Source organism: Mesorhizobium sp. M0276 (assembly GCF_040321755.1).
Taxonomy (GTDB): Bacteria; Pseudomonadota; Alphaproteobacteria; order Rhizobiales; family Rhizobiaceae; genus Mesorhizobium.
The window spans coordinates 86162-111314 of the sequence record NZ_JAMYSC010000017.1 but is presented as its reverse complement, the minus strand read 5'-3'; the positions used below and the strand labels follow the sequence as shown (position 1 = coordinate 111314).

General features: G+C 63.6%; 21 protein-coding genes. 5 read left to right on the top strand and 16 right to left on the bottom strand.

Annotation, left to right across the window (positions count from 1 at the left end; genetic code table 11):
* Positions 1 to 168: 168 nt before the first annotated feature.
* Positions 169 to 3309, top strand: coding sequence for an efflux RND transporter permease subunit (locus tag NKJ01_RS15865; RefSeq protein WP_352729227.1), 3141 nt, complete (start codon positions 169 to 171; stop codon positions 3307 to 3309).
* An 80-nt stretch (positions 3310 to 3389) separates the two neighbouring features.
* Here the strand turns inward: NKJ01_RS15865 and NKJ01_RS15860 are convergent, their stop codons facing one another.
* From NKJ01_RS15860 to NKJ01_RS15785, 16 genes are all read right to left on the bottom strand, one after another.
* Entirely contained in the window at positions 3390 to 5099 is a 1710-nt protein-coding gene (locus NKJ01_RS15860) for a trimethylamine N-oxide permease (protein WP_352729225.1), read from the bottom strand.
* Between the two features lie 255 nt (positions 5100 to 5354).
* Positions 5355 to 7724: a trimethylamine N-oxide demethylase gene (locus NKJ01_RS15855; protein WP_352729223.1), complete on the bottom strand. Its 2370-nt coding sequence runs from the start codon at positions 7722 to 7724 to the stop codon at positions 5355 to 5357.
* A 106-nt stretch (positions 7725 to 7830) separates the two neighbouring features.
* Entirely contained in the window at positions 7831 to 8460 is a 630-nt protein-coding gene (locus NKJ01_RS15850; RefSeq protein ID WP_352729221.1) for a sarcosine oxidase subunit gamma, read from the bottom strand.
* The gene (locus tag NKJ01_RS15845) at positions 8453 to 11434 is read right to left on the bottom strand and encodes a sarcosine oxidase subunit alpha (protein WP_352729219.1); all 2982 of its coding nucleotides are present in this window, start codon (positions 11432 to 11434) and stop codon (positions 8453 to 8455) included. Before NKJ01_RS15845 ends, NKJ01_RS15850 begins: the two co-directional genes overlap by 8 nt.
* Before the next feature lie 300 nt (positions 11435 to 11734).
* On the bottom strand, positions 11735 to 12010 hold the full coding sequence (locus NKJ01_RS15840; RefSeq protein ID WP_352729217.1) for a sarcosine oxidase subunit delta: 276 nt from the start codon (positions 12008 to 12010) through the stop codon (positions 11735 to 11737).
* Positions 12011 to 12028: 18 nt separating this feature from the next.
* Positions 12029 to 13282: a sarcosine oxidase subunit beta family protein gene (locus NKJ01_RS15835; protein ID WP_352729215.1), complete on the bottom strand. Its 1254-nt coding sequence runs from the start codon at positions 13280 to 13282 to the stop codon at positions 12029 to 12031.
* 37 nt (positions 13283 to 13319) lie between these two features.
* The gene (gene glnT, locus NKJ01_RS15830) at positions 13320 to 14627 is read right to left on the bottom strand and encodes a type III glutamate--ammonia ligase (protein ID WP_352729213.1); all 1308 of its coding nucleotides are present in this window, start codon (positions 14625 to 14627) and stop codon (positions 13320 to 13322) included.
* A gap of 63 nt (positions 14628 to 14690) precedes the next feature.
* On the bottom strand, positions 14691 to 16019 hold the full coding sequence (locus tag NKJ01_RS15825) for an FMN-binding glutamate synthase family protein (RefSeq protein WP_352729211.1): 1329 nt from the start codon (positions 16017 to 16019) through the stop codon (positions 14691 to 14693).
* A 6-nt stretch (positions 16020 to 16025) separates the two neighbouring features.
* Entirely contained in the window at positions 16026 to 16751 is a 726-nt protein-coding gene (locus tag NKJ01_RS15820) for a GltB/FmdC/FwdC-like GXGXG domain-containing protein (RefSeq protein ID WP_352729209.1), read from the bottom strand.
* Positions 16752 to 16755: 4 nt separating this feature from the next.
* On the bottom strand, positions 16756 to 17652 hold the full coding sequence (locus tag NKJ01_RS15815; protein WP_023759010.1) for a class II glutamine amidotransferase: 897 nt from the start codon (positions 17650 to 17652) through the stop codon (positions 16756 to 16758).
* An 85-nt stretch (positions 17653 to 17737) separates the two neighbouring features.
* Positions 17738 to 18061 (bottom strand): hypothetical protein, encoded by a 324-nt coding sequence (locus NKJ01_RS15810; RefSeq protein WP_352729207.1) that lies wholly within the window; start codon positions 18059 to 18061, stop codon positions 17738 to 17740.
* The gene (locus NKJ01_RS15805) at positions 18058 to 18747 is read right to left on the bottom strand and encodes a hypothetical protein (RefSeq protein WP_352729205.1); all 690 of its coding nucleotides are present in this window, start codon (positions 18745 to 18747) and stop codon (positions 18058 to 18060) included. Before NKJ01_RS15805 ends, NKJ01_RS15810 begins: the two co-directional genes overlap by 4 nt.
* Positions 18748 to 18792: 45 nt before the next feature.
* The gene (locus NKJ01_RS15800) at positions 18793 to 20187 is read right to left on the bottom strand and encodes an APC family permease (RefSeq protein WP_023759013.1); all 1395 of its coding nucleotides are present in this window, start codon (positions 20185 to 20187) and stop codon (positions 18793 to 18795) included.
* 14 nt (positions 20188 to 20201) lie between these two features.
* A complete protein-coding gene (locus tag NKJ01_RS15795) occupies positions 20202 to 20363 on the bottom strand; it encodes a hypothetical protein (RefSeq protein WP_023759014.1) in 162 nt (53 codons plus the stop codon).
* Between the two features lie 32 nt (positions 20364 to 20395).
* The gene (locus tag NKJ01_RS15790) at positions 20396 to 20773 is read right to left on the bottom strand and encodes a hypothetical protein (RefSeq protein ID WP_023759015.1); all 378 of its coding nucleotides are present in this window, start codon (positions 20771 to 20773) and stop codon (positions 20396 to 20398) included.
* A 12-nt stretch (positions 20774 to 20785) separates the two neighbouring features.
* The gene (locus tag NKJ01_RS15785; RefSeq protein WP_352729203.1) at positions 20786 to 21064 is read right to left on the bottom strand and encodes a hypothetical protein; all 279 of its coding nucleotides are present in this window, start codon (positions 21062 to 21064) and stop codon (positions 20786 to 20788) included.
* Between the two features lie 296 nt (positions 21065 to 21360).
* Between NKJ01_RS15785 and NKJ01_RS15780 the strand changes: the two genes are divergently transcribed.
* From NKJ01_RS15780 to NKJ01_RS15765, 4 genes are read left to right on the top strand one after another with little or no spacing between them, the layout of a single operon-like run.
* Positions 21361 to 22494, top strand: a complete 1134-nt coding sequence (locus NKJ01_RS15780; RefSeq protein WP_352729201.1) for an aminomethyl transferase family protein — start codon at positions 21361 to 21363, stop codon at positions 22492 to 22494.
* 41 nt (positions 22495 to 22535) lie between these two features.
* Complete coding sequence (locus tag NKJ01_RS15775; RefSeq protein ID WP_352729199.1) at positions 22536 to 23132, top strand: dimethylamine monooxygenase subunit DmmA family protein; 597 nt, start codon at positions 22536 to 22538, stop codon at positions 23130 to 23132.
* Positions 23129 to 24094: a PDR/VanB family oxidoreductase gene (locus tag NKJ01_RS15770; protein ID WP_352729197.1), complete on the top strand. Its 966-nt coding sequence runs from the start codon at positions 23129 to 23131 to the stop codon at positions 24092 to 24094. The genes NKJ01_RS15775 and NKJ01_RS15770 overlap by 4 nt, the downstream gene beginning before the upstream one ends.
* A 9-nt stretch (positions 24095 to 24103) precedes the next feature.
* On the top strand, positions 24104 to 25144 hold the full coding sequence (locus NKJ01_RS15765; RefSeq protein WP_352729195.1) for a heme-dependent oxidative N-demethylase family protein: 1041 nt from the start codon (positions 24104 to 24106) through the stop codon (positions 25142 to 25144).
* The last annotated feature ends 9 nt before the right edge of the window (positions 25145 to 25153 follow it).

Here is a 25153-nt window from a genome sequence, read left to right as displayed (position 1 = left end):
CCGCAGCCGCTGGTTTCCGGGCGGCAAGCGCCCACCCGAGACGCTCGATTGATGTAACCCCCACATCGATTTTCGCGTCCCACCGCGATGAGCGTTTCTCCTCTCGGAGAGCCTTGCCGCCCGGAAGCCACTCCGAACCTCGATTGCTGAACAGATGGATCTGCATCCATGACCAATTCCACGGAAGAAAAGCGGCCCTTCAACCTGTCGCGATGGGCAATCGGCCACCCCGCCATTGCGCGGTTCCTGTTCGGCCTGATCATCATTTCCGGCGCGCTCGGCCTGATGCGCATGGGCCAGAAGGAAGACCCCGATTTCACCTTCCGGGTCATGGTCGTCCAGGCGATCTGGCCGGGCTCGTCGATCCAGGAGATGGAAGACCAGGTCGTCAACAAGATCGAGCGCAAGCTGCAGGAGACGCCGCATCTCGACTTCGTCCGCTCCTTCACCCGCGCCGGCAGTGCCATCATCACGGTCCAGATCAAGGGCGACACCAACACCGCCGAGGTGACCGACGCCTTCTACCAGGTGCGCAAGAAAGTCGGCGACATATCAGGCGACCTGCCGCAAGGTCTGCTCGGCCCCTATTTCAACGACGAATTCGGCGACACCTTCATCACGCTGCATTCGATCAGCGGCGAGGGCTTCAGTTATCCCGAGCTGAAGAAGTTCGCCATCCAGGCGCGCGACATGCTTTTGACGACGCCCGGCGTCGAGAAGGCCGTCATCATCGGCGATCAGCCGGAAAAGCTCTATATCGATGTCTCGTCCAAGGCGCTCGCCGAACGCGGCTTGACGCTGACCGATCTGCAGAACGCGATCAAGGGACAGAACAATGTCGATCCGGCCGGGTCGGTCGACACCGGCACCAATTCGGTGCGCATTTCCGTCGAAGGCGACGTCGCCAAAGTCGAGGATATCAGGAACCTGCGCCTGCGCGCCGGCGGCCAGGTCACAAGGCTGGGCGACATCGCCACGGTGACCTCGGGTCTGGAAGATCCGTTCCAGCGCAAATACCGATTTAACGGTCATGACAGCGTGCAGCTTGGCGTCGTCATGGCCAAGGGATTTAAGGTCACCGATGTCGGCAAGGACGTCGAGGTCACCTACAAGCGCTTCGAGGAGGCGCTGCCCTATGGCGTTTCGGTCGACCAGATTTCCGATCAGCCGGGCGTCGTCACGGATGCGGTGGCCGAGTTCATGCATGCGCTCGGCGAAGCGCTGCTGATCGTGCTCGTCGTCTCGTTCCTGTCGATCGGCTGGCGCTCGGGCCTGATCATCGCCATCACCATCCCGCTGGTGCTCGCCGCCACCTTCGCCATCATGTACGAACTCGGCATCGACCTGCAGCGCATCTCGCTCGGCGCCCTGATCATCGCGCTCGGCCTGCTTGTCGATGATGCCATGATCGTCGTCGAGATGATGGAGCGGAAGCTGGAAGAGGGGCTGGTCAAGATCGAGGCGGCAAGCTTCGCCTATTCCTCGACCGCCTTCCCGATGCTGACCGGCACGCTGATCACCACGGCCGGCTTCATCCCGGTCGGCTTCGCCGCCTCGACGGCCGGCGAATATGTCCGCACCCTGTTCTATGTCGTCGGCATCGCGCTGGTCGTCTCCTGGTTCGTCGCGGTGTATTTCACGCCATGGCTTGGCAACATGATCCTCAAGCAGCGCAAGCATGCTGGCAGCCACCACGACGCCTTCGACACGCGCTTCTATCGCCGGCTGCGCGGAACCGTCGGCTGGGCGGTGCGCCATCGCATCATCGTCCTGGCCATGACTTTGGTCACCTTCGGCACCAGCCTGTGGGCCTTCCAGTTCATCCCGCAGAACTTCTTCCCGCAATCGTCGCGTCCGGAAATCCTCGTCGATCTCTGGCTGCCGGAAGGCACCAGCATCAAGGAGGTCGAGGCACAGGCCAAGGCGCTCGAAGCCAAGATGATGGACGACAAGGACAAGCGCTTCATCGCGACCTATATCGGCGAAGGCGCGCCGCGCTTCTTCCTGCCGCTCGACCAGCAGCTGAGCAACCCGAACTTCGCCCAGCTGCTCGTCATGGCCAATGACGAACCGGCCCGCGAACGGCTGATCGTCAAATTGCGCACCGTCCTGGCCGAGGATTTTCCGTCGATCCGCGCCAAGGTCGACCGTTTGTTCCTCGGTCCGCCGACCGGATGGCCGGTGCAGATGCGCGTCATGGGGCCGGATCGCCAGGAGGTGCGCCGCATCGCCGACCAGGTGAAGGCGAAGTTCCACGAGAATCCGCTGCTCGGCGCAGTCCATGACGATTGGCTCGAGCCGGTGCCGGCCATGAAGCTGGACATCGACCAGGATCGCGCCCGTGCGCTCGGCGTCACCTCGCAGCGCATCCGCCAGACGCTGCGGGCGGCCATGTCCGGCGTGCCGCTCGACGACTTCCGCGACGGCGAGGAGACGGTGTCGATCGTCGCCCGCGAGCCGGATGCCAGCCGCAGCCTGCTGTCCTCGGTCGACTCCATCTATATTCCGACCGATTTCGGCGGCTCCGTGCCGCTGTCGCAGGTGGCCAAAGTTGTGCCGGTGATGGAGCAAGGCATCGAATGGCGCCGTGACCGCTTGCCGACCATCAGCGTGCGGGCGACGCTGCCGGATGGCGTGCAGTCCAACGACGTCATCACCAAGATGTACAAGGACATGCAGGGCCTGCGTGACGGGCTGGCGCCCGGCTACAAGATCGAGATCCAGGGCGGTGCGGAGGATTCGGCGGAAAGCCAGGCTTCGATCGCCGCCAAGGCGCCGATAATGCTGGCCGTCATCGTCGTGCTGTTGATGATCCAGCTGCAGCATTTCGGCAAGGCGATGCTGGTTCTGGCGACCGGTCCTCTCGGCATCATCGGTGCTGCGGCGGCCCTTTTGATCAGCGGCGCGCCGTTCGGCTTCGTCGCCATCCTCGGCGTCATCGCTCTGCTCGGCATCATCATGCGCAACTCGATCATCCTGGTCGACCAGATAGACCAGGACATTGCGAGAGGCATGGACCGCTACGAAGCGATCGTCGGCTCGGCCGTGCGCCGCTTCAGGCCGATCGTGCTGACAGCGATGACGGCGGTGCTTGCACTGATCCCGATCTCGCGCGGTGTGTTCTGGGGGCCGCTCGCCTACGCCATGATGGGCGGCATCCTCGTTGCCACTGTGCTGACCATCCTGGTCCTGCCGGCGGGCTACGCCCTGTTCTTCGGCCGCGAGCCAAAGAGGATTGCCGAGAAGGAAGACGATTTGGCATCCAGCAAAGAAGCCGAAAGGCCTCGACTGGCCCTGGCGGCTGAATAAACGATATCGGCCGGTCGAGTTTCGACCGGCCGATTGTCCATCCTGTTACGGCTTTCCGCTACCGGCTTTTTCGGAAGCCGTCAGATGACGAAGTACCAGTTGGCCAGCAGCATCACCACCACGCCGGCGACCAGCGTCAAATAGGGCAGCATGCCCGCCTTTTTGACCGCGAGGTCGGCTCCCGTCATGCCGAGGTCGGCCAGCATGTGGTCGGGGAACTTGCCCTTGTCCTGGACGTAGTGACGGAAGCAGAACACCGGGATGATCAGCGCCGCAGTGATCATTCCGGCCCACAGCGCCATCGGGTTCCACACCTTGGCGCCGGCGCCCATGAAGATGGCGTTGACATAGGCGAAGATCGCCCCGATCCCGAGCAGCCAGCTCGGCGCCTTCCAGGGCCGCGCGATATGGCCGTTGTCGATGCGGTGGATCCAGCCCGCGTTGAGGTTGAGGAAGTTGAAGATGATGTAGCCGCAGTTCGACACGGCGAGGATGAAGAAGAAGCTCGTCGCGTCGGCCGAGGCAATGGCCAGCACGATCAGGTTGAAAACGAGATCGGTCCACATGGCGCGGGTCGGTGCGCCATGTTCGTTGACGTGGCTGAGATAGCGCGGCAGCCAGCCGTCGACCGAGCCCTGGTAGAGCGTGCGCGAAGAGCCGGCCATGGCGGTCATGATGCACAGCACCAGCGCCAGGATCATCAGCATCACCAGCAGGCTGTGGATCAGCGCACCGCCACCGACCATGCCGGCCAATGCGTCGGCGACGCCGGAACCATCGACGATCGGCGTGGCCAGCATTCCGTTGAGGCCGAGCACGCCCTGGAAGGTGAACGGCACCAGGATGAACAGCAGCATGCACAAAAGTCCGGAATAGAAGATGGCCTTGAACGTGTCGGTGCCGGGGTTCTTGAACTCCGAGGTGTAGCAGACGGCGGTCTCGAAGCCGTAGGTCGACCACGCGGCGATGAACATGCCGCCGAGCACCAGCGTCCAGCCCGCGATATTCCAGGCGCCGGGTTCTGGAGCATAGGCAGCCGCCAGCGGTACAAATGGCGAAAAATTCGCCCAGTTGATCTGGCCGGTGATGATCGGCACCACGCCGACGATGAGCATCGGGATGATGACCAGCAGGCCGATATATTTCTGCACGTTGGCCGTCCCGAGGATGCCGCGATGCTGGATGGCGAAGATGATCAGCATCAGCACCGCGCCGATGAAGAAGGTCGCGTTGAACGTGAACGAGACCGGTCCCAGCGTGTGGCTGTAGAGCGTCCAGTTGCGGATCGCCGGCGTTGCTGCGGCTGTCACCGCCGTGATGGCGTCGGCGGCACTCGTTCCGGTATGCGCGGCGATATAGGCGACGACATCCGGCGAGGCGTCGGTGAACAGCGGCACCGGCGCCAGCGCGTTGAGGATGTAGGCGGCGGCGATCGAGCAGCCGAGCGACAGCACCGGCGACCAGGCGAACCAGTTGCACCAGACCGACAGCGGCGCGATGAATTTGGAATAGCGCAGCCAGGCGGTGGCCCCGTAGATCGAGGCGCCGCCGGATTTGTTCGGGAACAGGCCGGCGATCTCGGCATAGGTGAAGGATTGCAGGAAGCCCATGATCATGGAGGCGATCCAGATCGCGAAGGCCAACGTTCCGGTCGTGCCGGCAATGCCGCCGATCGAGAACAGGACGAGGGCAGGGACGCCACTCGCCACCCAGAAGGCACCGCGCCAATCGATATTCCGGTGCAGCTTGCCTTCTGCAATCGGCTCCAGGGCAGTCGTTATCGTGCTCATGTGTCTTTGTTCCCCTTTTTTGATGTTCCCCGTTCGTGACGGCCGCGACTTCGCGAGGCTTCATCATCGACGCATGCATTGAGCGACTGCCGGTGTTTCCACTCAGTCGTATTTTTTTCTTAACAGTGAAGATTGATCCGACGCGCTTTCAGGTCAAGCGTTTTGTGAAGCCATGCACATCACGCTTGTGAGCGTAGGATTCACGCGACCGGTGAAATTACAGACCGGCCGACCTGTTTGTCGTGAAAACGGTCCTCATGAGCGCGGTTTTGTCTTCTGCGGATCGTAATGCGCGAAGGCGACGACGCGCGCCGGCAGCCGCTTGGCATGGCCATCGAGCTTGCCGATCTCGACCTCGGTACCGATCGCGCCATGCGTGACGTCGAGCCTGGCCAGCGCGATGTTCTTGTTCAGCACTGGCGAGCGCATGCCTGATGTGACGACGCCGATCTGGGCGCGGCCGACATGCACGCAGTCGCCATGGCCGACGGCGACATTGGCGTCGATGTCGAGCCCGACCAGCTTCGTCCGCGGGTGCTCTTTGCGACGGATCAGCGCCTCGCGGCCGATGAAATCGTCGGTCTTGCTCTTCAGCGGCACGGTGAAGCCGATGCCGGCCTCGAACGGATCGGTCTGGTCGGAGAATTCGTAGCCGGCGAAGATCAGCCCGGCCTCGATGCGCACCATGTCGAGTGCCTGCAGCCCCATCGGCTTCAGCCCATGTGGCTGGCCGGCCGCCCAGATGGCATCGAACACCTTTTCGGCGTCGCGCGGGTGGCACCAGATCTCGTAGCCGAGCTCGCCGGTGTAGCCGGTGCGCGAGACGACGACCGGAATGCCGTTGCCGCCACCGATGCGGGCGACGGCGAAACGGAACCATTCGAGTTCATCGATCGACGGCTGTAGCGGCGACGTCCAGATGACTTCACGCAGGATGTCGCGGCTCTTCGGCCCTTGCACGGCGACATTGTGCATCTGGTCGGTGGAGGAGCGCACCAGCACGTTGAGCCCCAGCTTTGCCGCTGTCTCGCGCAGCCGTTCGCCGGACAGATCGTCGCCGCCGACCCAACGGAAATTATCCTTGCCGAGGCGCAGCAGCGTGCCGTCATCGATCATGCCGCCATGTTCGTAGCACATGGCGGAGTAGACGACCTGGCCGACGCCGAGCTTCTTGACGTCACGGGTCAGCGTGTACTGCAGCAGCGCTTCGGAGTCGGGACCAGTGACCTCGAACTTGCGCAGCGGCGACAGGTCCATGATCACCGCATCCTGCCGGCAGGCCCAGTATTCGGCGATCGGTCCTTCCTTGGCGAAGGAGTTGGCCAGCCAGTAGCCCCTGTACTCCTGAAAGTTGCGGGTGTGCTTGGCAAAGCTCGAATGAAAGGAGGTCTCGCGGGTCATTTTCGGTTCCGAATCAGGCGTCATGCGTCTGGCGATCGCTCGCGAGAATTTGTGCTGGCCGGAATAGGTGCGCACATGGATGTCGGTCGGGTTCCAGCCATTGGCCGGGGTCGTGTCGTCGGGGCAGGCGGAGGAGACGCAGACGATGTCGGTGAGCGCGCGCAGCAGCACATAGTCGCCAGGCCGCGACCATGGCTCGTCGGACACCATGATACCATGCGAGTCGATTGCCGTGTTGAAGAAGAAGTTGATCGCCATCCAGCCGGCACGAGGATTGACGCCTCTGTCGGCCAGCGCGCGATTGAAGTTCTCCGAGCAGTTGGTGTGTCCGGGATAGCCGATGTCGTCGTAATATTTGGCAGCGCAAGCGAGCGCGAAGGCATCATGCCGGCCGCATGTATCCTGCACCACCTCAACCAGCGGCTCCATGTCCTGGTCGTAATATTTCGAATGCAAGCCGGGCATCGGGTAGCTCGCACCCATCAGCGTGCGCGTCGTCGTCACGTCGAGCGGATGGTCGCGGCCCTTGTCCAGCTTGCGTGCCGAAAAGCACTGGAAGTCGGTGCACTGACGCCCATCGACATCGATGATCTGCAGATAGTCGCCCGCCTTGACGAAATAGGACTGCGCCGTCGCCGAATGGACGCGCAGGTCCAGCACCGGATCGGCCAGCGGATCGGCCAGTTGCGATTTCGCCGCCGGGTGGATTGTGGCGCGGCGCACGATAACCGTGAGCGGCGTCGCGGTGTCGTGGCCATCGACCAGCATCGGCCCGCCGGGTGCGGCGATGACCATCGAGCCGTCGCGCGCGACGGTGAAAGCCTGCTCGGTGCCGGCCGGTGTTGCGCCGCCGAACACGCGCACCGCCTTGGCCTGGTCCAGCTGCACCTGCCGGCGTGAGAGCCCGCCCCGCAGGGATGCGAGACTATTGTCGCCCTCGGCCAACAGCGCCTTGATGCCGGCTGCATTGCTGTTCGATGTTTCTCCAAAAATGTCGGAGCCGGTCGCGCCGGTCTTGTCCCAGGCCAGCAACTCGCAGGCCTGGCCGCCCTCGACATTGCGGACTGTGATCGTGTCGCCGGCTTCGATTTCGATGAGCACCGCGCCGTTACCCTGGATCGTATAACGCTCCATGCCCGGCGGCAGCGCAATCTGGCCGGGTCTCAGGATGAGGCTCGGCCGGGGCGGTCCGGCTGCAATTGCGGGGTAGGGCGACCGGCTCATCTCAGCCTTGCGGTTAGAGAAACAAGTTTGCCTGTGTGTGAAATTATTTTAGCAGCAAGAATAGCAGTGCGGTTGCGTTTGGCAAGGCGGAGGGCGCGCACAAGCGCTACGCCAGTTCCTCGGAATGGCTGACGTCGACGCCATATTCAGCCGCCGCATCAAGCATCGTGCCCCACAGGCTTTCGGCAAACGTCGCAAACACCAGTAAATTGAACACCGCCTGCCCATCCGGCCGGTCGCCGCCGCGCCAGAGCGTCACGCTGGTATGGTCCATCGAGGTTGCGGCGGCGGCGCCAATCGGAAATACTCCCGCGTGCAGATCGATCGACGACAGTTTGGCCAGCATCATGCGCGCCTTGGCGCCGGAAATGCTGATCATGGCGCGCGCATGCGACTGGTCCGACAGCGAGGCAGGTCCGGACAACGAAGGCGCCAGCGTTTGCATCGTGTGTCTGCCGCCCTTCGACAGGACGAAGAACTGATCCGGTCCCGACCAGATAAGCGTGGCGTCCTGAGCCTGTATCGCCTTGGGCACATCGGGAGCCGCCACGCCAAAACGGGCCATGGCCGCCCTTGCCAGTTCAGCCGCTTGGCCGCGCCGCGCCATCACCTGGATCAGGTCGAAATTCCGGATCTCGGTCAGCCAAACGCCGGCCTCGATGCTGCTTGCACCATGCCGACCGGCGACCAGCGCGTGCTCGAGGGGGCTGCGGGGAGCCCAGGAAAACTCAGCCACGCTGGCGCCCTCCATCGGGATCGCAGAAGACGGGATTGCACAGCTCGACATCATAGTCCTCACCGCGCAATGGGTCATGCGCGTGTACGGTCTCGCCGATGCGCTCGCGGCCGCGTTCGACAAGTGCGAGCCCGATCCATTGGTCCGATGTCGGCGAGAAACAGACCGAGGTGACATACCCCTGGTCGTTGCCGGGGCCAGGTGTCTGCCCTTTCGGAATGACATGCGCGCCGGAGCGTAGCCGGCGAGCCTTGTCGGTCGGCTTGACGCCGACAACGACCTGGCGATCCGGCGCGACCAGCGCTTCGCGCCCCGCCATGACGCGGCCGATATAGTCCTTCTTGGTCGACATCATCTTGCCCAAGCCGAGATCGGCCGCCGTCGTCGTGCCGTTCAGTTCCGGTCCGGCGATGTGGCCCTTTTCGATCCGCATGACGCCGAGCGCCTCGGTGCCGTAGGGCGTGACGCCGAATGGCGCGCCGGCCAGCATCAGATTGCGCGCCATGGCGTCGCCGAAGCGTGCCGGCACCGAAATCTCGAAGGCCATCTCGCCGGAGAACGAGATGCGGAACAGCCGCGCCTTGAGGCCGCCGCGAAGCGCCACTTCGCGCGCGCCCATGAACGGAAAGCCTTCGTTCGACAGGTCTTCCGACGGGTCGACGACTTCCCTGAGCAGGTCGCGTGTCTTGGGCCCGGCGATCGAGAACTGCGCCCACTGGTCGGAGACCGAGGTGAGCTGGACGTCGAGTTCCGGAAACAGCACCTGCCGGCAGAATTCAAGATGCTGCATCACCAGCCCGGCCTTGGCGGTGGTGGTGGTCAGGAAATAGTGATCCTCGGCCAGCCGCGACGTGGTGCCGTCGTCATAGACGATGCCGTCCTCGCGCAGCATCAGCCCGTAGCGGGCTTTTCCCACCGCAAGGCTGGAGAAGGTGTTGATGTAGACGCGGTCGAGGAAGGCACCGGCATCCGGGCCGTGCACGTCGATCTTGCCGAGCGTCGAGACATCGCAGAAGCCGACGCCGCCGCGCACCGCCTTGACCTCGCGGGTCACCGATTCCAGCCAGTCCTTTTCGCCGGCGCGCGGATACCATTGCGCACGCTTCCACAGGCCAGTGTCGACGAAGATCGCACCCTGTTCGGCCGCCCAGTGATGCGACGGCGTCAGCCGCGTCGCATGGAAAGTCTCGTCGCGGTGATGGCCGGCGAAGGCGCCGATGGCGACCGGCACGTAAGGAGGCCGGTAGATCGTCGTCCCGGTCTCGGGAATGGATCGTCCGCTTACCGCGGCCATGATAGCGAGGCCGGCGACATTCGATGTCTTGCCCTGGTCGGTCGCCATGCCGAGCGTCGTGTAGCGCTTCAGGTGCTCGACGGATTCAAAGCCCTCGCGCTGCGCCAGTTCGATATCGGAAGCGGTGACATCATGCTGGTAATCGACAAAGGCTTTTCCCTTGCCGGCGACATGCCAGAGCGGCGTCAGCGAAAAGGCCTCGTCGTCGGCGACAGGAGTGGCACCCGCCATACCATTGTGCCCCGCGTCACGCGCCGCTGCCGCGCCGGCGGCAAATCCCTGGCTCAGGCAGGCGCCGAGTCCGAAGTCGCCGTTGGCGGCCCCGGCGGCAACCATTCCGGGTGGCGCGCCGTCGGGCACGAAGGCGGAGATGTCGTCACGCCATTTCGGCCGGCCGCGATGGTAGGAGGTCAGCCCGACCGCCGGGTTCCAGCCGCCGGAAACGGCGAGGCCGCCCGCTTCGACCTCGGCGCGCGCGCCGCCCGTCAGCGACACCGCGATTTTCCTGACGCCGTCCTTGCCGCCCTCGACACCACTGACGGAGCCGTGCAGCACCGCGAAGCCACCCTTGGAAGCGAGCGATCGGTGGGCTAGAGATATATCAGGCCGTGTGTCGATGACCGCTGCGATCTGAAGTCCGGCGCCAAGCGCGGTCTCGATCGTACGCCAGCCATCCTCATTGTTGGTGAACAGCGCGATGCGCCTAGCCGGCGTCGCTGCATAGCGCGCGATGTAGGTTCGCATGGCTGAGGCCATCATCACGCCGGGCGTGTCGTTACCGGCAAAGACGATCGGCCGTTCGATGGCGCCGGCCGCGACAACGCAGCGCTTCGCCACGATCCGCCACAGGCGCTGGCGCACCTGATGCTCGGGCGGCGAGGGCAGGTGGTCGTTGACCCGCTCGATCGCACCATAGGTGCCGCCATCGTAGACGCCGAACAATGTCGTGCGGGTCACGATGCGGACGTCGGGCATATCAGCCAATTCGGCCAGCGTCCGCGACAGCCACTCGGCTGCCGGCAAGCCATCGATCGTGCCGCCGTCCGACAGCAGACGGCCGCCGAGCGTGAAATCTTCTTCGCACAGGATGACGCGGGCACCAGAGCGGCCGGCTGCCAACGCTGCGGCCAGACCGGCCGGGCCGGAGCCGGCTATCAGCACATCGCAATGCGCCCATGCCTTGTCGTAGTGGTCGGGATCGGCGACGCCGGCGGCGCGGCCAAGGCCGGCGGCGCGGCGGATCGCCGGCTCATAGATCGCTTCCCAGAATTTCGCCGGCCACATGAAGGTCTTGTAGTAGAAGCCGGCAACGAAGATCGGCGCGAACAGCTGGTTGACCGACATCACGTCGTGGCGCAGCGATGGCCAGCGGTTCTGGCTGGCGGCTTCCAGCCCGTCATAGAGTTCGGTCGTCGTCGCCTTGGTGTTCGGCTCGCGCCGAGCGCCTGTGCGCAGCTCGACCAGCGCGTTGGGCTCTTCCGAGCCGGCGGTGAGGATGCCGCGCGGGCGATGGTATTTGAACGAGCGGCCGACCAGCTTGACACCATTGGCGATCAGCGCCGAGGCGAGCGTGTCGCCCTGGAAGCCGGAGAAAGTCTTGCCGTCGAAGCGGAAGGTCAGCGGCGCCGAGCGGTCGACAAGACCGCCGGATGTAAGGCGATGGGATTGGGACGACGTCACGATTGCCGGCTTTCCGTGAGTTCGATGAAATGCGAGACGGTTGCGCCGCCTCTTACCCTCCCCCTTGTGGGGAGGGTCGCTGCGCAGCAGCGGGGTGGGGGTGCGGCACCGGGCCCCCCCCCCCCCCGGCGCGGGACGGCCCCCCCACCGCGGGGGGGGGGGGGGGGGGGGGCGGCGGGCGCGGGGGGGGGGCCCCCCCCGCGGCACCGCCCCCCACCCGGACCTGCGGTCCGACCTCCCCACAAGGGGGAGGTGGAGGGCTGGCGCTTTTCGCGACGGCTATGGTCTCGACAGGAAAACTCATTTCGCGACCTGCCTCGCCCCAGCGCCCGCCGCCGGTTCCACCGACGAAATCTCATGCGTCAGCGTGTTGCGGGTGATCTTCAGCCAGGCCCGGCAGCCGCCGCCATGGTACCAGTATTCGCTGGTCTCCCCGGCGACATTGTCGCGCAGATAGACGTAGTCATAGACCTCGTCTTCCCCGGCACCGGCAACCGGCCGCACCGGCTTGGCATCGCCGAGATAGGTGAACTCGCCGAGTTCGCGTTCGCTGCAGAAGGGACAGACAATGCGCATGCTGTTCTAAGGCCGCCTTCAATGCAGGTTCGGTTGGGCACCCTGGCCCTTTTCGTCGATCATCGCACCGCGCCGGAAGCGGTCGAGGCGGAATCGCGCCGCCTCTTCGTGCGGCGTGTCGCGCGCCAGAAGGTGGGCGAACACGAAGCCCGAGCCCGGCGTCGCCTTGAAGCCGCCATAGCACCAGCCGGCGTTGATGTAGAGCCCGTCCACCGGGCTCTTGTCGATGATCGGCGAGCCATCCATCGACATGTCCATGATGCCGCCCCACTGGCGCAGCAGGCGCACGCGGCCGATCATCGGCATCAGCGCCATACCGCCCTCGCAGACGTCCTCCATCACAGGCATGTTGCCGCGTTGGGCGTAGGAATTGTAGCCGTCTATGTCGCCGCCGAAGACCAGCCCGCCCTTGTCGGACTGGCTGACATAGAAATGGCCGGCGCCGAAGGTCATGACACCAGGGATGAGCGGCTTGATCGCCTCGGAGACGAAGGCCTGCAGCACATGGCTTTCGATCGGCAGGCGCAAACCGGCCATTGCCGCGACACGCGAGGAACTTCCGGCGACCGCCATGCCGACCTTTCCGGCGCCGATCTTGCCGCGCGACGTCTCGACGCCGGTCACCTTGCCGTTGGCGTCGCGAGTGAACCCTGTGACCTCGCAGTTCTGGATGATGTCGACGCCGAGCGCGCTTGCCGCATGGGCATAGCCCCAGACCACCGCATCGTGACGCGCCGTGCCGCCGCGCCGCTGCAGGAGGCCGCCTTGCACGGGAAAGCGCGCATTGTCGAAGTTCAGGAACGGTATCATCTTCCTGACCGCGGCGAGGTCGAGCAGTTCGGCATCGATGCCGTTGATGCGCATCGTGTTGCCGCGCCGTGCATAGGCGTCGCGCTGCGCGTCGGAGTGGTAGAGGTTAATGACGCCGCGCTGGCTGACCATCGTGTTGTAGTTGAGGTCCTGCTCCATCCGCTCCCACAGCTTCATCGACAGTTCGTAGAAGCCGGTGTTGCCGGGCAGGCCGTAATTGGAGCGGATGATGGTGGTGTTGCGGCCGGCATTGCCGGAGCCGATCCAGCCTTTCTCGAGCACGGCGACGTTTCTGATGCCGTACTCGCTGGCCAGGAACCAGGCGGTTGCCAGCCCGTGGCCACCGCCGCCGATGATCACCACGTCGTAGTGATCCTTCGGCGTGGCGTCGCGCCAGGTGCGTTGCCAGTTCTTGTGGCCGGACAGGGCGGCGCGGGCGAGCGAGAAGATCGAATATTTCATACGTTCATTCCGAGGACGCTCGCATCGCGCTGGGTCGTCAGATATCCAGCGTGTGGTCGCGCTCCCATTGCGTGAAGTGCGAAGCATAGGAATTCCATTCCTGGTGCTTCAGCTTTAGGTAGGCCGACGAGAATTCCTCACCCAGCGCCGCCTTGAGCGATTTGTCGTTGTCGAACTCGCGCAACGCATCGAGCAGGTTGAGCGGCAGCTTCGGCGCGCCCTCCACCGTATGGCCGTGCTGGTACATGTCGATGTCGTAGCGCCTGCCCGGATCGGCTTTCGAGCGGATGCCGTCGAGGCCGGCCGCGATGATGACCGCCTGCAGCAGATAAGGGTTGGCGGCACCATCCGGCAGGCGCAGTTCGAAGCGGCCGGGACCGGGCACGCGCACCATGTGGGTGCGGTTGTTGCCGGTCCAGGTCACCGTGTTCGGCGCCCAGGTGGCGCCCGAAATGGTGCGCGGCGCGTTGATACGCTTGTAGGAATTGACTGTCGGGTTGGTGATCGCAGCCAGGGCCGAAGCATGCTTCATGATGCCGCCGAGGAAATTCCTGCCCTTCGCCGACAGGCCGAGTTCCATCGCATTGTCGGCGAAGACGTTGGTCTTGCCGGCCTTGTCCCACACCGAGATATGGGCGTGGCAGCCATTGCCGGTCAGTCCCTGGAAGGGTTTGGGCATGAAGGTCGCTCGAAGGCCATGTTTTTCCGCGATCGACTTGACCATGAATTTGAAGAACGAGTGCTTGTCGGCGGTCGCCAGCGCGTCGTCGAAGGCCCAGTTCATCTCGAACTGGCCGTTGGCATCCTCGTGGTCGTTCTGGTAGGCGCCCCAGCCGAGCGCCAGCATGTGGTCGCAGATTTCCGCGATGACATCGTAGCGGCGCATCACCGCCTGCTGGTCGTAGCAAGGTTTCGACGCCGTATCGTATTCGTCGGAGATCGTCTTGCCGTCCGGTGAGATCAGGAAGAACTCGGCCTCGACGCCGGTCTTGACGTGCATGCCGTCACTGGCGGCTTCCGCGACCAGCCGCTTCAGCGTGTTGCGCGGCGCCTGGTCGACCTCCTTGTCGTCCATGATGCAGTTGGCTGCGACCCAGGCGACCTCAGGCTTCCATGGCAGCTGGATGACCGAATTCGGATCCGGCACCGCCAGCATGTCGGGATGCGCCGGCGTCAGATCGAGCCAGGTGGCAAAGCCGGCAAAGCCGGCACCATCCTTTTGCATGTCGGCGATCGCCTGCGCCGGCACCAGCTTGGCACGCTGGCCACTGAACAGGTCGGTGTAGGAAATCATGAAGTATTTGACGTTTTTCGCCCTTGCGAATTCAGCAAGATCAAGTGTCACCGCAGTTCCCCATTTTTTGTCGATTGTTGGCCCCAGAGCATGTGGGCTTCGGCCTTTCCTTGATCAGAAGCCGTTCTTCCCCGGTATCCAGTTGGTGCCGGCCAACGGCACGCCGGCCATGGCGGCTGCCTCGATCGTCAGCGCGACGAGGTCCTCGGGCTCGAGATTGTGCAGGCTGTTCTTGCCGCACGCACGCGCAATGGTCTGCGCCTCGAGCGTCATCACCTTGAGATAGTTCGCCAGCCGGCGTCCGGCGGCGATGGGATCGACCCGCTTCATCAGTTCCGGGTCCTGCGTGGTGATGCCGGCCGGGTCGCGCCCCTCGTGCCAGTCGTCATAGGCGCCGGCCGTGGTGCCGAGTTCGTTATACTCCGCCTCCCAGTGAGGATCGTTGTCGCCAAGCGCGACAAGGGCAGCCGTGCCGATCGACACCGCATCGACGCCGAGCGCCAGCGCCTTGGCGACATCGGCGCCGTTGCGGATGCCGCCGGAGACGATCAGTTGCACCTTGCGGTGCATGCCGAGATCCTGCAGCGCCTGCACCGCCGGCCTGATGCAGGCAAGTGTCGGCTGGCCGACATTCTCGATGAACACTTCCTGCGTCGCGGCGGTGCCGCCCTGCATGCCGTCGACGACGACGACATCGGCGCCGGCCTTTACGGCAAGCGCAGTGTCGTAATAGGGCCGCGCGCCGCCGACCTTGACGTAGATCGGCTTCTCCCAGTCGGTGATTTCACGCAGTTCGAGGATCTTGATCTCGAGATCGTCGGGTCCGGTCCAGTCCGGGTGACGCGAGGCCGAGCGCTGGTCGATGCCTTTCGGCAGCGTGCGCATTTCGGCGACGCGGTCGGAGATCTTCTGGCCAAGCAGCATGCCGCCGCCGCCAGGCTTGGCGCCCTGGCCGACGACCACCTCGATGGCATCGGCCCGGCGCAAATCGCGCGGGTTCATGCCATAGCGGGAGGGCAGGTATTGATAGACCAGCTGCTTGGAATGGCCGCGCTCTTCCTCGGTCATGCCGCCATCGCCCGTGGTGGTCGAGGTGCCGGCCAGCGTCGCGCCGCGCCCAAGTGCTTCCTTGGCGGGCCCCGACAGCGAACCAAAACTCATGCCGGCGATGGTGATCGGGATCTTCAGCTCTATCGGCTTCTTGGCATGACGCGAACCCAGCACCACGCTGGTGTCGCAGCGTTCGCGATAGCCTTCGAGCGGGTAACGCGAGATCGAGGCGCCGAGGAACAAGAGGTCGTCGAAGTGCGGCAGCTTGCGTTTGGCACCGCCGCCACGAATGTCATAGATGCCGGTCGCCGCGGCACGGCGAATTTCGGAAAGCGTATAGTCGTCGAAGGTCGCGGATTTGCGCGGCGTCGTCGGCGGGTTCCTGTAGGTCATGCTGCCTCAATACGCGTCGGCGTTGTCGATATTGAAATTGTAGAGCGTGCGCGCCGAGCCGTAGCGCTTGAACTCCGACGGCTTGACGCCGGTGACGCCGGCGCGGTCGAGCAGGCCCTGCAGCAATTCCAGGTGCTCGGTCCGCATCTCCTTGGCAATGCAGTCGGCACCCAGGCTGTCGACCTTGCCGCGCACGAACAGCCGCGCCTCGTAGATGGAATCGCCCAGCGCGTCGCCGGCGTCGCCAAGCACCACCAGATTGCCGGACTGCGCCATGAACGCAGACATGTGGCCGATATTGCCGTGAACGACGATGTCGATCCCCTTCATCGAGATGCCGCAGCGCGACGAGGCGTTGCCCTCGATGACCAGCAGGCCGCCCCTGCCGGTGGCGCCGGCATACTGGCTGGCGTCACCCTTGATGGTGATCGACCCCGACATCATGTTCTCGCCGACGCCGGGACCCGCCGAGCCATGCACGGTAATCGTGCTGCCGGAATTCATGCCGCCGCAGTAATAGCCGACGCTGCCGCGCACATCGATGGCGACAGGCTGGTCGACGCCAACGGCGACCGAATGACTGCCTTTCGGATGGAGCACCTCCCAGGCCGTTTCATTCGAGCCGGGAGCCAGATTGTGAAGCGCCTGGTTGAGTTCGCGCAGCGACAGCTGGTCGAGATCGAAGACCCGAGGCACGTGCGCCGTCGTCATTGAAAGGTTTATTGCCGGCATGAACTCAGTGCTCCCAGAAATAGACGGTTGCGGGCTCGGGTTCCCAGACCCTCGCATTGTCTATGCCGGGCAGTTTGGTCAGCGCGCGATATTCCGAGCCGAACGCGACATACTGGTCGGTTTCGGCCATCACGGCGGGCTTGCAGGCGATCGGGTCGCGCACCACGCCGAAGCCGTTCTTGGTGCCGACGACGAAGGTGAAGAAGCCGTCGAGATCGGAGAGCGTGCCTTCGAGCGCTTCGCCGAGATTCTTGCCATGCGCCATCTGCGACGAGAGATAGGCGGCGGCGACCTCGGTGTCATTCTCGGTCTCGAAGGTCATGCCTTCGCGGATCAGCTCGCGGCGGACATTGTTGTGGTTGGACAGCGAACCATTGTGCACCAGGCACTGGTCGGCGCCGGTCGAGAACGGATGCGCGCCCATCGTCGTCACTGCCGATTCCGTCGCCATGCGGGTGTGGCCGATGCCATGCGTGCCGGTCATCTTGCGAACATCGAAGCGATCGACGACGGCCTCGGGCAGGCCGACTTCCTTGTAGATCTCGACAACGTCGCCGGCGCCCATGATGCGGATGTCGGGGCGTAGCGCTTGGATGGTTTCGCGCGCTTCGTCGATCTTGGCAGGCGTGGTCCTGACGACCGCATGGGTGGATTTCACCGCGATCGTCACCGGTGTGCCGATGGCCCTGGCGAGTTCCGCCTCGAGGCCGCGGAAATCGCGCTCCGGCTTGGCTGACTGGATGGTGATCTTGGCCTCATTCTTGGAAGGCGCGCCATAGATGGCGATGCCGGCGCTGTCGGGACCGCGATCGCTGAGCGAGATCAGCATCTGCGACAGCATCGCCCCAAGCTGGGGTTCCAGCGCCTTGTCCTTCAAAAACAGTCCGACAATTCCACACATGTCAGCCTCCCAACGTTTGTAGCTATAAGATGGTGTATCGAATGCGTTGACGAAATTCAATGATATGAAAAAAATTTTCCTCTGGTTACGTGTGTGGCGTAATGCCGCCATGCGAATTGTCGCTGCCCGTCCGCGCATTGTGAACCCATTTGGCGGTGCGGATGCGGGCGATCTTGTAGGCGTCGAGGATCGACAGGGCATAGATCAGGAAGCCGCCGGCATGGCGGCCGACGAAGCTGGCATCAGGCGGCGCGATCTTGGCCGTGACCCATGCCAGAATCACCATGAAGAAGAGGAACTGCAGGCCGCGCACCGGCACGCCGAGAATGACATGTCCGCTTGCCGGCAGCACGATTGCGGCGCCGAGAACCAGATAGGGATTGATTGGTGAGGGGGTGGAACTGGTCATGCGGCCTGCCGTTCGGTTTTGTTGATGGCGTCGCGCAGCGCCGATACCGATACCAGCAATCTTTCGATCAATGCTGGATCGAGTGTGGTGCCGCCAAATTCGGCTTGCCGGAAAACGCCGTAGCGTGCCCGTTCGGCCTCGGCCAGCAGCCAGACGATACGCACTCCGTTCGGGGTGATCAGCAGTTCCTTGGCGCGCCCCTCGGCAAAGATCTCGATATGGCTGGCGATGAGGCCCTGGGGAAAGCGCGCCGCCCTGCGGTCGGTGCGCAGCACCGCCTCGGCAGGAAATCCCGGGGCCTTCGGCAGAGTATGCTCAAGGTGATCGAAATTGGAGAAGGTCGTCGGCGAGCCCGGCCGCATCATCATGTCGAAGGTAGCTGGCACGGCGACCGCTTCGGTGACCGAAACACTGAGCCAGCGCGCCGGCAGTTTCCGCGTCGCCAGCGTATCGACGATGGTGCGTACCTGCACGCGCCGGCCTCTCCATGATCCTTGCCAGGTGATGACGCCGGCGGTGCCCTCCGAGACAATGGCTGCGTCGGCGATGATTGTGCGGACGCGGCCCTGCTCGACGGCGAGCGCAGCCGAGGCCCTGTTGCGGCCGATGCGCGCCAGCCAGGCAAGGTGGAGGACGAGAGCCAGGACAATGGCCCCGGCAAGCAGTGCTGATGTCACCTCGGACATGTTCTCATGCCAGGCCCGCCCGGAGTCCGGACGGGCCTACTCCCATCAATACCCCTGCGGCTTCGGCCACGGCATGGTGAACTGGTCGCCGCGCCGCACGAATCTGTACCGGTAGAAGTGGAACCACAGCGAGATCAGGAAGTAGAAGGCGACCATGGCGATCAGCTGCGAACCGAAGCCGAGGAAAATGGCGAAGAAGGTCACCACGCACAGGCAAAACAGCACGACGGCCGGGATCGGATGGAACGGGTGCGTGTAGCCGCGACGTATGGAGCCCAGCGGCCACTTCTTGCGGAACATGACGATGTTGATGCTCATGAACGTGTATTGCAGCACGCCTGACAGGATCGAGAAGGTGATCGCCTGGTTGAGGTCGGCGATGAAGGCGAAGGCCAGCGCGATCGGCAGCAGGAACAGGATGGAGCGGTAGGGCGTGCGATATTTCGGGTGCACGGCCGAGAACCAGGTCGGCAGATAGCGGTCACGGCCGAGCGAGAACCAGGCGCGCGCCGCATCGTTGATGCAGCCATTGGCCGAGGCCAGCGCGGCAAGCAGCGTGGCGACGAACAGCAGGTTCTCGAGCAGCGGACTGCCGGTCAGCTTGCCCGCGTCCCACAACGGGTAATAGGTGATGCCCAGATATTCCCAGGGCATCATCGAGGCGCAGACATACCAGGTCATGGCGGCGGCGATCAAAAGCGTGATCATGCCGGCCATGGTGCCATAAGGCAGCGAGCGGGCCGGCGAGCGCACTTCTTCGGCGGCCTGCGTCGTCCCCTCGATGCCGAGATAATACCAGATGCCGAACTGGAAGGCGGCGATGACGCCGATCCAGCCATAGGGCAGGGCGTTGCCGGGGGTGACCAGTTCGTTGAGCTTCAGCACGGCGCCTTGCGTCCACGGGCTGACCGAGAAGAACAGGATAACGATCGAGATATAGGCGATTGCGGTGATGACGAAGTTGACGTTGAGCGTCATCAGCACGCCACGATAGTTCAGCCACGCCAGCACGACGATGGTCGCGGCGATGAAGGAATTGTGGGTCAGCCCTTCGACCCCCGCCTTGGCGACGATGGTGTCGCCAAGCAGGATGGCGTCGGACACTTCGAGCATGGTGTAGGCAAAGACCAGGAACAGCGCGACATTGAACGCCATCAGCGGTCCGACGATGTGCTTGGCCTGCGCATATTGGCCGCCGGCGGCGGCGACGGTCGATGTCACCTCGGAATCGATCATCGCGACCGAGGTGTAGAGCAACCCGACAACCCAGCAGACGATCAGCGCGGCCAGCGCGCCGCCCTTGTCGGCGGCAAAATTCCAGCCGGTGAATTCGCCGACGAGAACGATGCCGACGCCAAGCGCCCAGACATGGGCCGGGCCAAGCACGCGCAGCAGGGAAACCCTGTCTCCGTGGATTGCCGGTTCAAGTGTAACCGTCATTGTTCAATCCCCACTCAGATGCGGTGTTTTTCGGAAACGGCTTCCAGTTCACCTTCGCGCGACGAGGTCAGCACCTCTTCGGAGAAGGTCGTGTCGACCTTGAACCAGTCGTAGAGCATCCACAGGGCAAGCACGATCGAGATGCCCCAGCATGCGTAAGAGAGTACCGTCCACATGGTGCGTGCCCCAATTTTTGTCGTCGAAGCTTCTACTTGTCGTCGAATTTTTCGTTGATGACGTCGCGATATTCGCGGTCGGACGCGCGAAACAGGAAGACGAAATAGCCGATCAGCACGGCGGCCATGATGATCAGCGTCGGCCAGTCGATGACATAGTGAAAGCGGTTCTGGATGATGTCATGCGCGGTCTCGGGCGTGTAGCCGAGCTTTTCCCAGATCGAGGCCATGGTCGGGTTCTGGCCAAGCGCTTCCCACGTCTTGGCGTCGAGCGCGTCGATTGATTTTGCCGCACCGGCAAGGCCTAGCTTGAGCGGCAGCCACAGCGCCACGAAAATGGCGACCACGACGACGGCGATGTCGAAAACCTGCCCGGCCTTGCTCTGCTCCGGTGGCGTGTAGCGCGGCATCTCTTCTACCCCTCAGGACTTGCGGTTGCGGAATGCGTCGGCGTTCTTGATATCGAGCCCGTAGATGAATTCCTTGTCTTCCTTGTAGTGCTTGACCATCGCCAGGATGGCGGCCGTGTTGAAGATCAGCACGGCAGCGGCGGCGGCGGCAACGACCGCCTTGATCCCCGCGTTCGGGACGTACGGCCACGTCATGAAGAGGACGAAAAGGATCGTCGCCCACAGGCACACGATCAGGAGCGCGGAGCCGCGCACGTCGGAACGGTACAGCGCTTCGATGCGCCGGTGCATGTCTGACATCGGTTTTCCCCTTTTCCCAACGTTCGACCCCGAATTGGCCGCCCGCTGCCCTCTTTCAAGAGAGTGAAATTTTTTTCATAAATTCCGTCCGAATCCCGCAATTGTCAAGCGCGATTTACGCCGGGTTAACCGTTTGCTTCGCGCAACGGATTTTGCCTCACAATGAAATTAATTGCTTATGGGTATTGCGGCGCCCTGACGTTTGCGGTCAATATTCGGCCAAAGCTCCCGCCGCTGCGCAGGGAGCGGGGAACGGCAAAAGATTTTTCGAAGCGGAGGACGTGCGGATGACGGCATCCTGGAGATTTTCGGCCCTGGCGGATCGCCATCGCGCGCTCGGTTCGAAGCTCGAAGACTGGAGCGGCATGGGAACCGCGTGGAGCTACGACAAGGATGCCGACGAGGAGTACATCGCCATCCGCACCAAGGCTGGCCTGATGGACGTCTCCGGCCTCAAGAAGGTCCACATCACCGGACCGCACGCCTCGCACCTGATCGACCTGGCGACGACGCGCGATGTCGAAAAGATCTATCCCGGCAAGTCGGCCTATGCCTGCATGCTGAACGAGGCGGGAAAATTCACCGACGATTGCATCCTCTACCGCACCGGCCCCAATGCCTGGATGGTCGTGCACGGATCGGGCACCGGCCATGAGGAATTGCAGCGCGCTTCGGTGGGACGCGACGTCTCGCTGCGCTTCGACGACAATCTGCACGATTTGTCGCTGCAGGGTCCGACATCGGTCGACTATCTGGCCAAGCACGTGCCGGGCATCCGCGACCTCAACTATTTCCACCACATGCAGACGCAGCTGTTCGGCTTTCCGGTGATGATCTCGCGCACCGGCTACACCGGCGAGCGCGGCTACGAGATTTTCTGCCGCGGCCAGGATGCCGGCACGATCTGGGACAGGATCCTCGACGAGGGCAAGAGCGCCGGCATCATTCCGTGCCGCTTCACCACGCTCGACATGCTGCGCGTCGAAAGTTACCTGCTCTTTTATCCCTACGACAATTCCCAAAAGTATCCGTTCGACAATGAGGGCCCCGGCGACACGCTGTGGGAACTCGGCCTCGACTTCACCGTCAGCCCTGGCAAGACGGGCTTTCGCGGCGCCGAGGAGCACTACCGCCTGAAGGGCAAGGAGCGCTTCAAGATCTATGGCGTTCTGCTTGACGGCAAGGAGCCGGCCGATGAAGGCGCGCCTGTGTATCGCGACGGCAAAAAGGTCGGCGTGGTGACCTGCGCCATGTATTCGCCGCTGGTCGAGAAATCGATGGGTATCGCCCGGCTCGACGTCGATTGCGCGGTCCAGGACACCAAGCTCGAAATCCGCAACAAGAGCGGTGCCATCAAGGCCACCGCGCAGCCGCTTCCCTTCGATGATCCCAAGAAGACCAAGCGCACGGCGAAAGGTTGAGGCATAGTCAACGGCGAGGGGTTCGAGGCACGAAGAGTTAGATGGCAGTCAAAAGCATCATCAGCCGGCCGGTTTACGGAACCCTGTCTCCGCAGCCTGGCAAGCATCATCTATTTATCGCGGATGCGGAAGGGGCGCTGGCGATAAGGGACATGGCCGGCGGCGCGCCGGCCGGGTTCTTCGGCGGGGTCGAAATCGTCTTCATTCCTGGCCCTGACGGTAGACACATCGCCGCGCTCGAAGCGCTGAAACCGGCACAGTTTCATCAGGCTCCGTCCTTCGCCAGCCTGCTGCCACGGCTCAGGCAGACATTCGCCAACGCGCATATGGGCCTGCGCCTCTATCTCGCCGGCACCGAAGGCCTGATCGGCCAGGCGATGCAGGTGGCGCTTGAAGCCGGCATCGACCACACCTCGATCCAGACCGAGCACCGCGGCTCGCTGGCGCGGCGCATGCAGTGCGTGCACTGCAAGGGCATCACCGAGAATGTGACGACGCAGCCGGCGACCTGCGCGCACTGCGGGCTGCTGCTCCTGGTGCGCGACCACTATTCCAGGCGCATCGCCGCCTTCCAAGGCGTCTGCATCAATGCGGAAGATCGCTCGGAGATTCCTCCGATGGAGGAGATTTTTCGATGAGCACCGGAACAACAAAACTCGATGTCGTGGTCAGCGATGTCGTACCGGTCAACGACCTGGTCACCCGCTTCCATTTCCGTCGCCGCGACGGCGAGCTTTTGCCGACCTTTTCCGGCGGCGCCCATGTCGTGGTCGAGATGCGCGACGGCGAGCGCACCAGGCTCAATCCTTATTCGCTGATGGGCTCGCCGCTCGACACCCGCGAATATACGATCTCGGTGCGCCGCGACGATGTCGGCCGCGGCGGCTCGCTGTTCATGCACAGGCATGTTCGCCCCGGCATGGAGATGGTGGTCAGCTACCCCGTCAACCTGTTCTCGCTCGACCTGCGCGCCAGGAAGCACCTGATGCTGGCCGGCGGCATCGGCATCACGCCGTTCATGGCGCAGACCGCGCAGCTGGCGGCCGAAGGCGGCAATTTCGAGCTGCACTACACCTGCCGCACCGCATCGCTCGGCACATATGCCGATGTGCTGCGCGAGCGCTACGGCCGTCGCATCAGGCTCTATCACGACGATCGCGAGGAACGCATCGAGCTCGACCGGCTGCTGTCGACGCAGCCGCTCGGCACGCATCTCTATGTCTGCGGCCCGGCCGGCATGATCTGCTGGGTGCGCGACCGCGCGGCAAGCCTCGGCTGGCCGCCGGAGACCGTGCATTTCGAGCATTTCGCGGCGCCCCAGCCCGGGTTGCCGTTCGACGTGACGCTTGCCGTCAGCGGCAAGACGATTCGCGTCGATGAACAGCAGAGCCTGCTCGAGGCGATCGAGGCGGCCGGCGTCGATCCGCCCTATCTCTGCCGCGGCGGCGTCTGCGGCCAGTGCGAAACCAACGTCATCTCTTCGGACGGCAGGTTCATCCACAACGACCACTGGCTGAGCGAGGAAGAGCACCGTTCGGGCTGTAAGATCATGCCATGCGTGTCGCGCTTCGAGGGCCGGTCGCTGGTCCTGGAGCGCTAGGAGAAAATCATGGGCATCACCTTTCGCAAGGAAACGTTCCGCGACGATTTCACCTTCAGGAACAGCCCGGAGCACATAAGGCGGTTTCCGTTCCCGTTCCACGAAGACGCCTACATGTATGCGGTCAACATCGAGCCGCATGTCGTCGGGCCGAAGGGCAGCGTGTTGGAAAACCTGATCGACGTCGACGAGCACTATGTCGCCGAGATGCACGACCGTGCCTTGGTGCTGGCCGAGGATCCGCTGCGCTGCCAGTCGCTGCCGCACATGACGCTGGCCGGCTGGGATCTGCTCGAACTTTTGATGGAGCAGCAGGCACTTGGCTATCCCGAGCACTTCTCGCTGACCCGTGACGGCGATCGTTGGCGCTGGATCAACCGCCCGCTCGGCATCGACGACACCTTCACCTTCGGCGACACCTCGACGCTGCCTTACGGCCCGATGGAATACATCACCCGGCAGAGCCAGGGCGATTTCTGCATCCTCGACCAGCGCGACGGAAATCTGTGGATGGATGCCGGCATGGTCACCACCCAGGCCGACTGGTCGCTCGATTTCGACATCGGCATGAATTTCTTCGAATGGCACGCGCCGGTGCCACTGGCGCATGAGAAGGGGATTTTTGTCAGGGCGCTGAAATTCCTCACCAACATCCAGCAAGGCAAGCCGGCCCGGCGCCTGAACTGGACGATGACCATCAACCCGCGCCTCGACACGAGCCCGGAGAACTACCACAAATGGGGACCGGACCGGGCGACGGTGACGCCCGAAAATGTCGGCGACAAGGTGCATCTGCGCGTCGAACTGCAGAGCTTCTGGCGCCTGCCGCGCTCGAACGGCATCGTCTTTCCAATCCGCTGCTATCTGATCAAGATGGATGAACTGGTGACGCAGCCGAAATGGGCACGGCGCCTGCACCGCGTCATCCGCGACCTTCCCGACGAACTCGCCAACTACAAAGGCTTGACGCGCTACCGTTCGGCGCTGGTCGAGTGGTTGTCGAAGCTCGATGATGGGAGCGCGACGAGCCCGGGGTTCGGGCCGGATTGAGTTTTCCTG

Excerpts from the sequence above, each read along its gene's own strand:
- NKJ01_RS15865 (WP_352729227.1), top strand. The coding sequence starts at position 169 with ATGACCAATTCCACGGAAGAAAAGCGGCCCTTCAACCTGTCGCGATGG.
- NKJ01_RS15860 (WP_352729225.1), bottom strand. The coding sequence starts at position 5,099 with ATGAGCACGATAACGACTGCCCTGGAGCCGATTGCAGAAGGCAAGCTG.
- NKJ01_RS15855 (WP_352729223.1), bottom strand. The coding sequence starts at position 7,724 with ATGAGCCGGTCGCCCTACCCCGCAATTGCAGCCGGACCGCCCCGGCCG.
- NKJ01_RS15840 (WP_352729217.1), bottom strand. The coding sequence starts at position 12,010 with ATGCGCATTGTCTGTCCCTTCTGCAGCGAACGCGAACTCGGCGAGTTC.
- NKJ01_RS15835 (WP_352729215.1), bottom strand. The coding sequence starts at position 13,282 with ATGAAATATTCGATCTTCTCGCTCGCCCGCGCCGCCCTGTCCGGCCAC.
- NKJ01_RS15825 (WP_352729211.1), bottom strand. The coding sequence starts at position 16,019 with ATGACCTACAGGAACCCGCCGACGACGCCGCGCAAATCCGCGACCTTC.
- NKJ01_RS15820 (WP_352729209.1), bottom strand. The coding sequence starts at position 16,751 with ATGCCGGCAATAAACCTTTCAATGACGACGGCGCACGTGCCTCGGGTC.
- NKJ01_RS15815 (WP_023759010.1), bottom strand. The coding sequence starts at position 17,652 with ATGTGTGGAATTGTCGGACTGTTTTTGAAGGACAAGGCGCTGGAACCC.
- NKJ01_RS15810 (WP_352729207.1), bottom strand. The coding sequence starts at position 18,061 with ATGACCAGTTCCACCCCCTCACCAATCAATCCCTATCTGGTTCTCGGC.
- NKJ01_RS15805 (WP_352729205.1), bottom strand. The coding sequence starts at position 18,747 with ATGTCCGAGGTGACATCAGCACTGCTTGCCGGGGCCATTGTCCTGGCT.
- NKJ01_RS15800 (WP_023759013.1), bottom strand. The coding sequence starts at position 20,187 with ATGACGGTTACACTTGAACCGGCAATCCACGGAGACAGGGTTTCCCTG.
- NKJ01_RS15795 (WP_023759014.1), bottom strand. The coding sequence starts at position 20,363 with ATGTGGACGGTACTCTCTTACGCATGCTGGGGCATCTCGATCGTGCTT.
- NKJ01_RS15790 (WP_023759015.1), bottom strand. The coding sequence starts at position 20,773 with ATGCCGCGCTACACGCCACCGGAGCAGAGCAAGGCCGGGCAGGTTTTC.
- NKJ01_RS15785 (WP_352729203.1), bottom strand. The coding sequence starts at position 21,064 with ATGCACCGGCGCATCGAAGCGCTGTACCGTTCCGACGTGCGCGGCTCC.
- NKJ01_RS15780 (WP_352729201.1), top strand. The coding sequence starts at position 21,361 with ATGACGGCATCCTGGAGATTTTCGGCCCTGGCGGATCGCCATCGCGCG.
- NKJ01_RS15775 (WP_352729199.1), top strand. The coding sequence starts at position 22,536 with ATGGCAGTCAAAAGCATCATCAGCCGGCCGGTTTACGGAACCCTGTCT.
- NKJ01_RS15770 (WP_352729197.1), top strand. The coding sequence starts at position 23,129 with ATGAGCACCGGAACAACAAAACTCGATGTCGTGGTCAGCGATGTCGTA.
- NKJ01_RS15765 (WP_352729195.1), top strand. The coding sequence starts at position 24,104 with ATGGGCATCACCTTTCGCAAGGAAACGTTCCGCGACGATTTCACCTTC.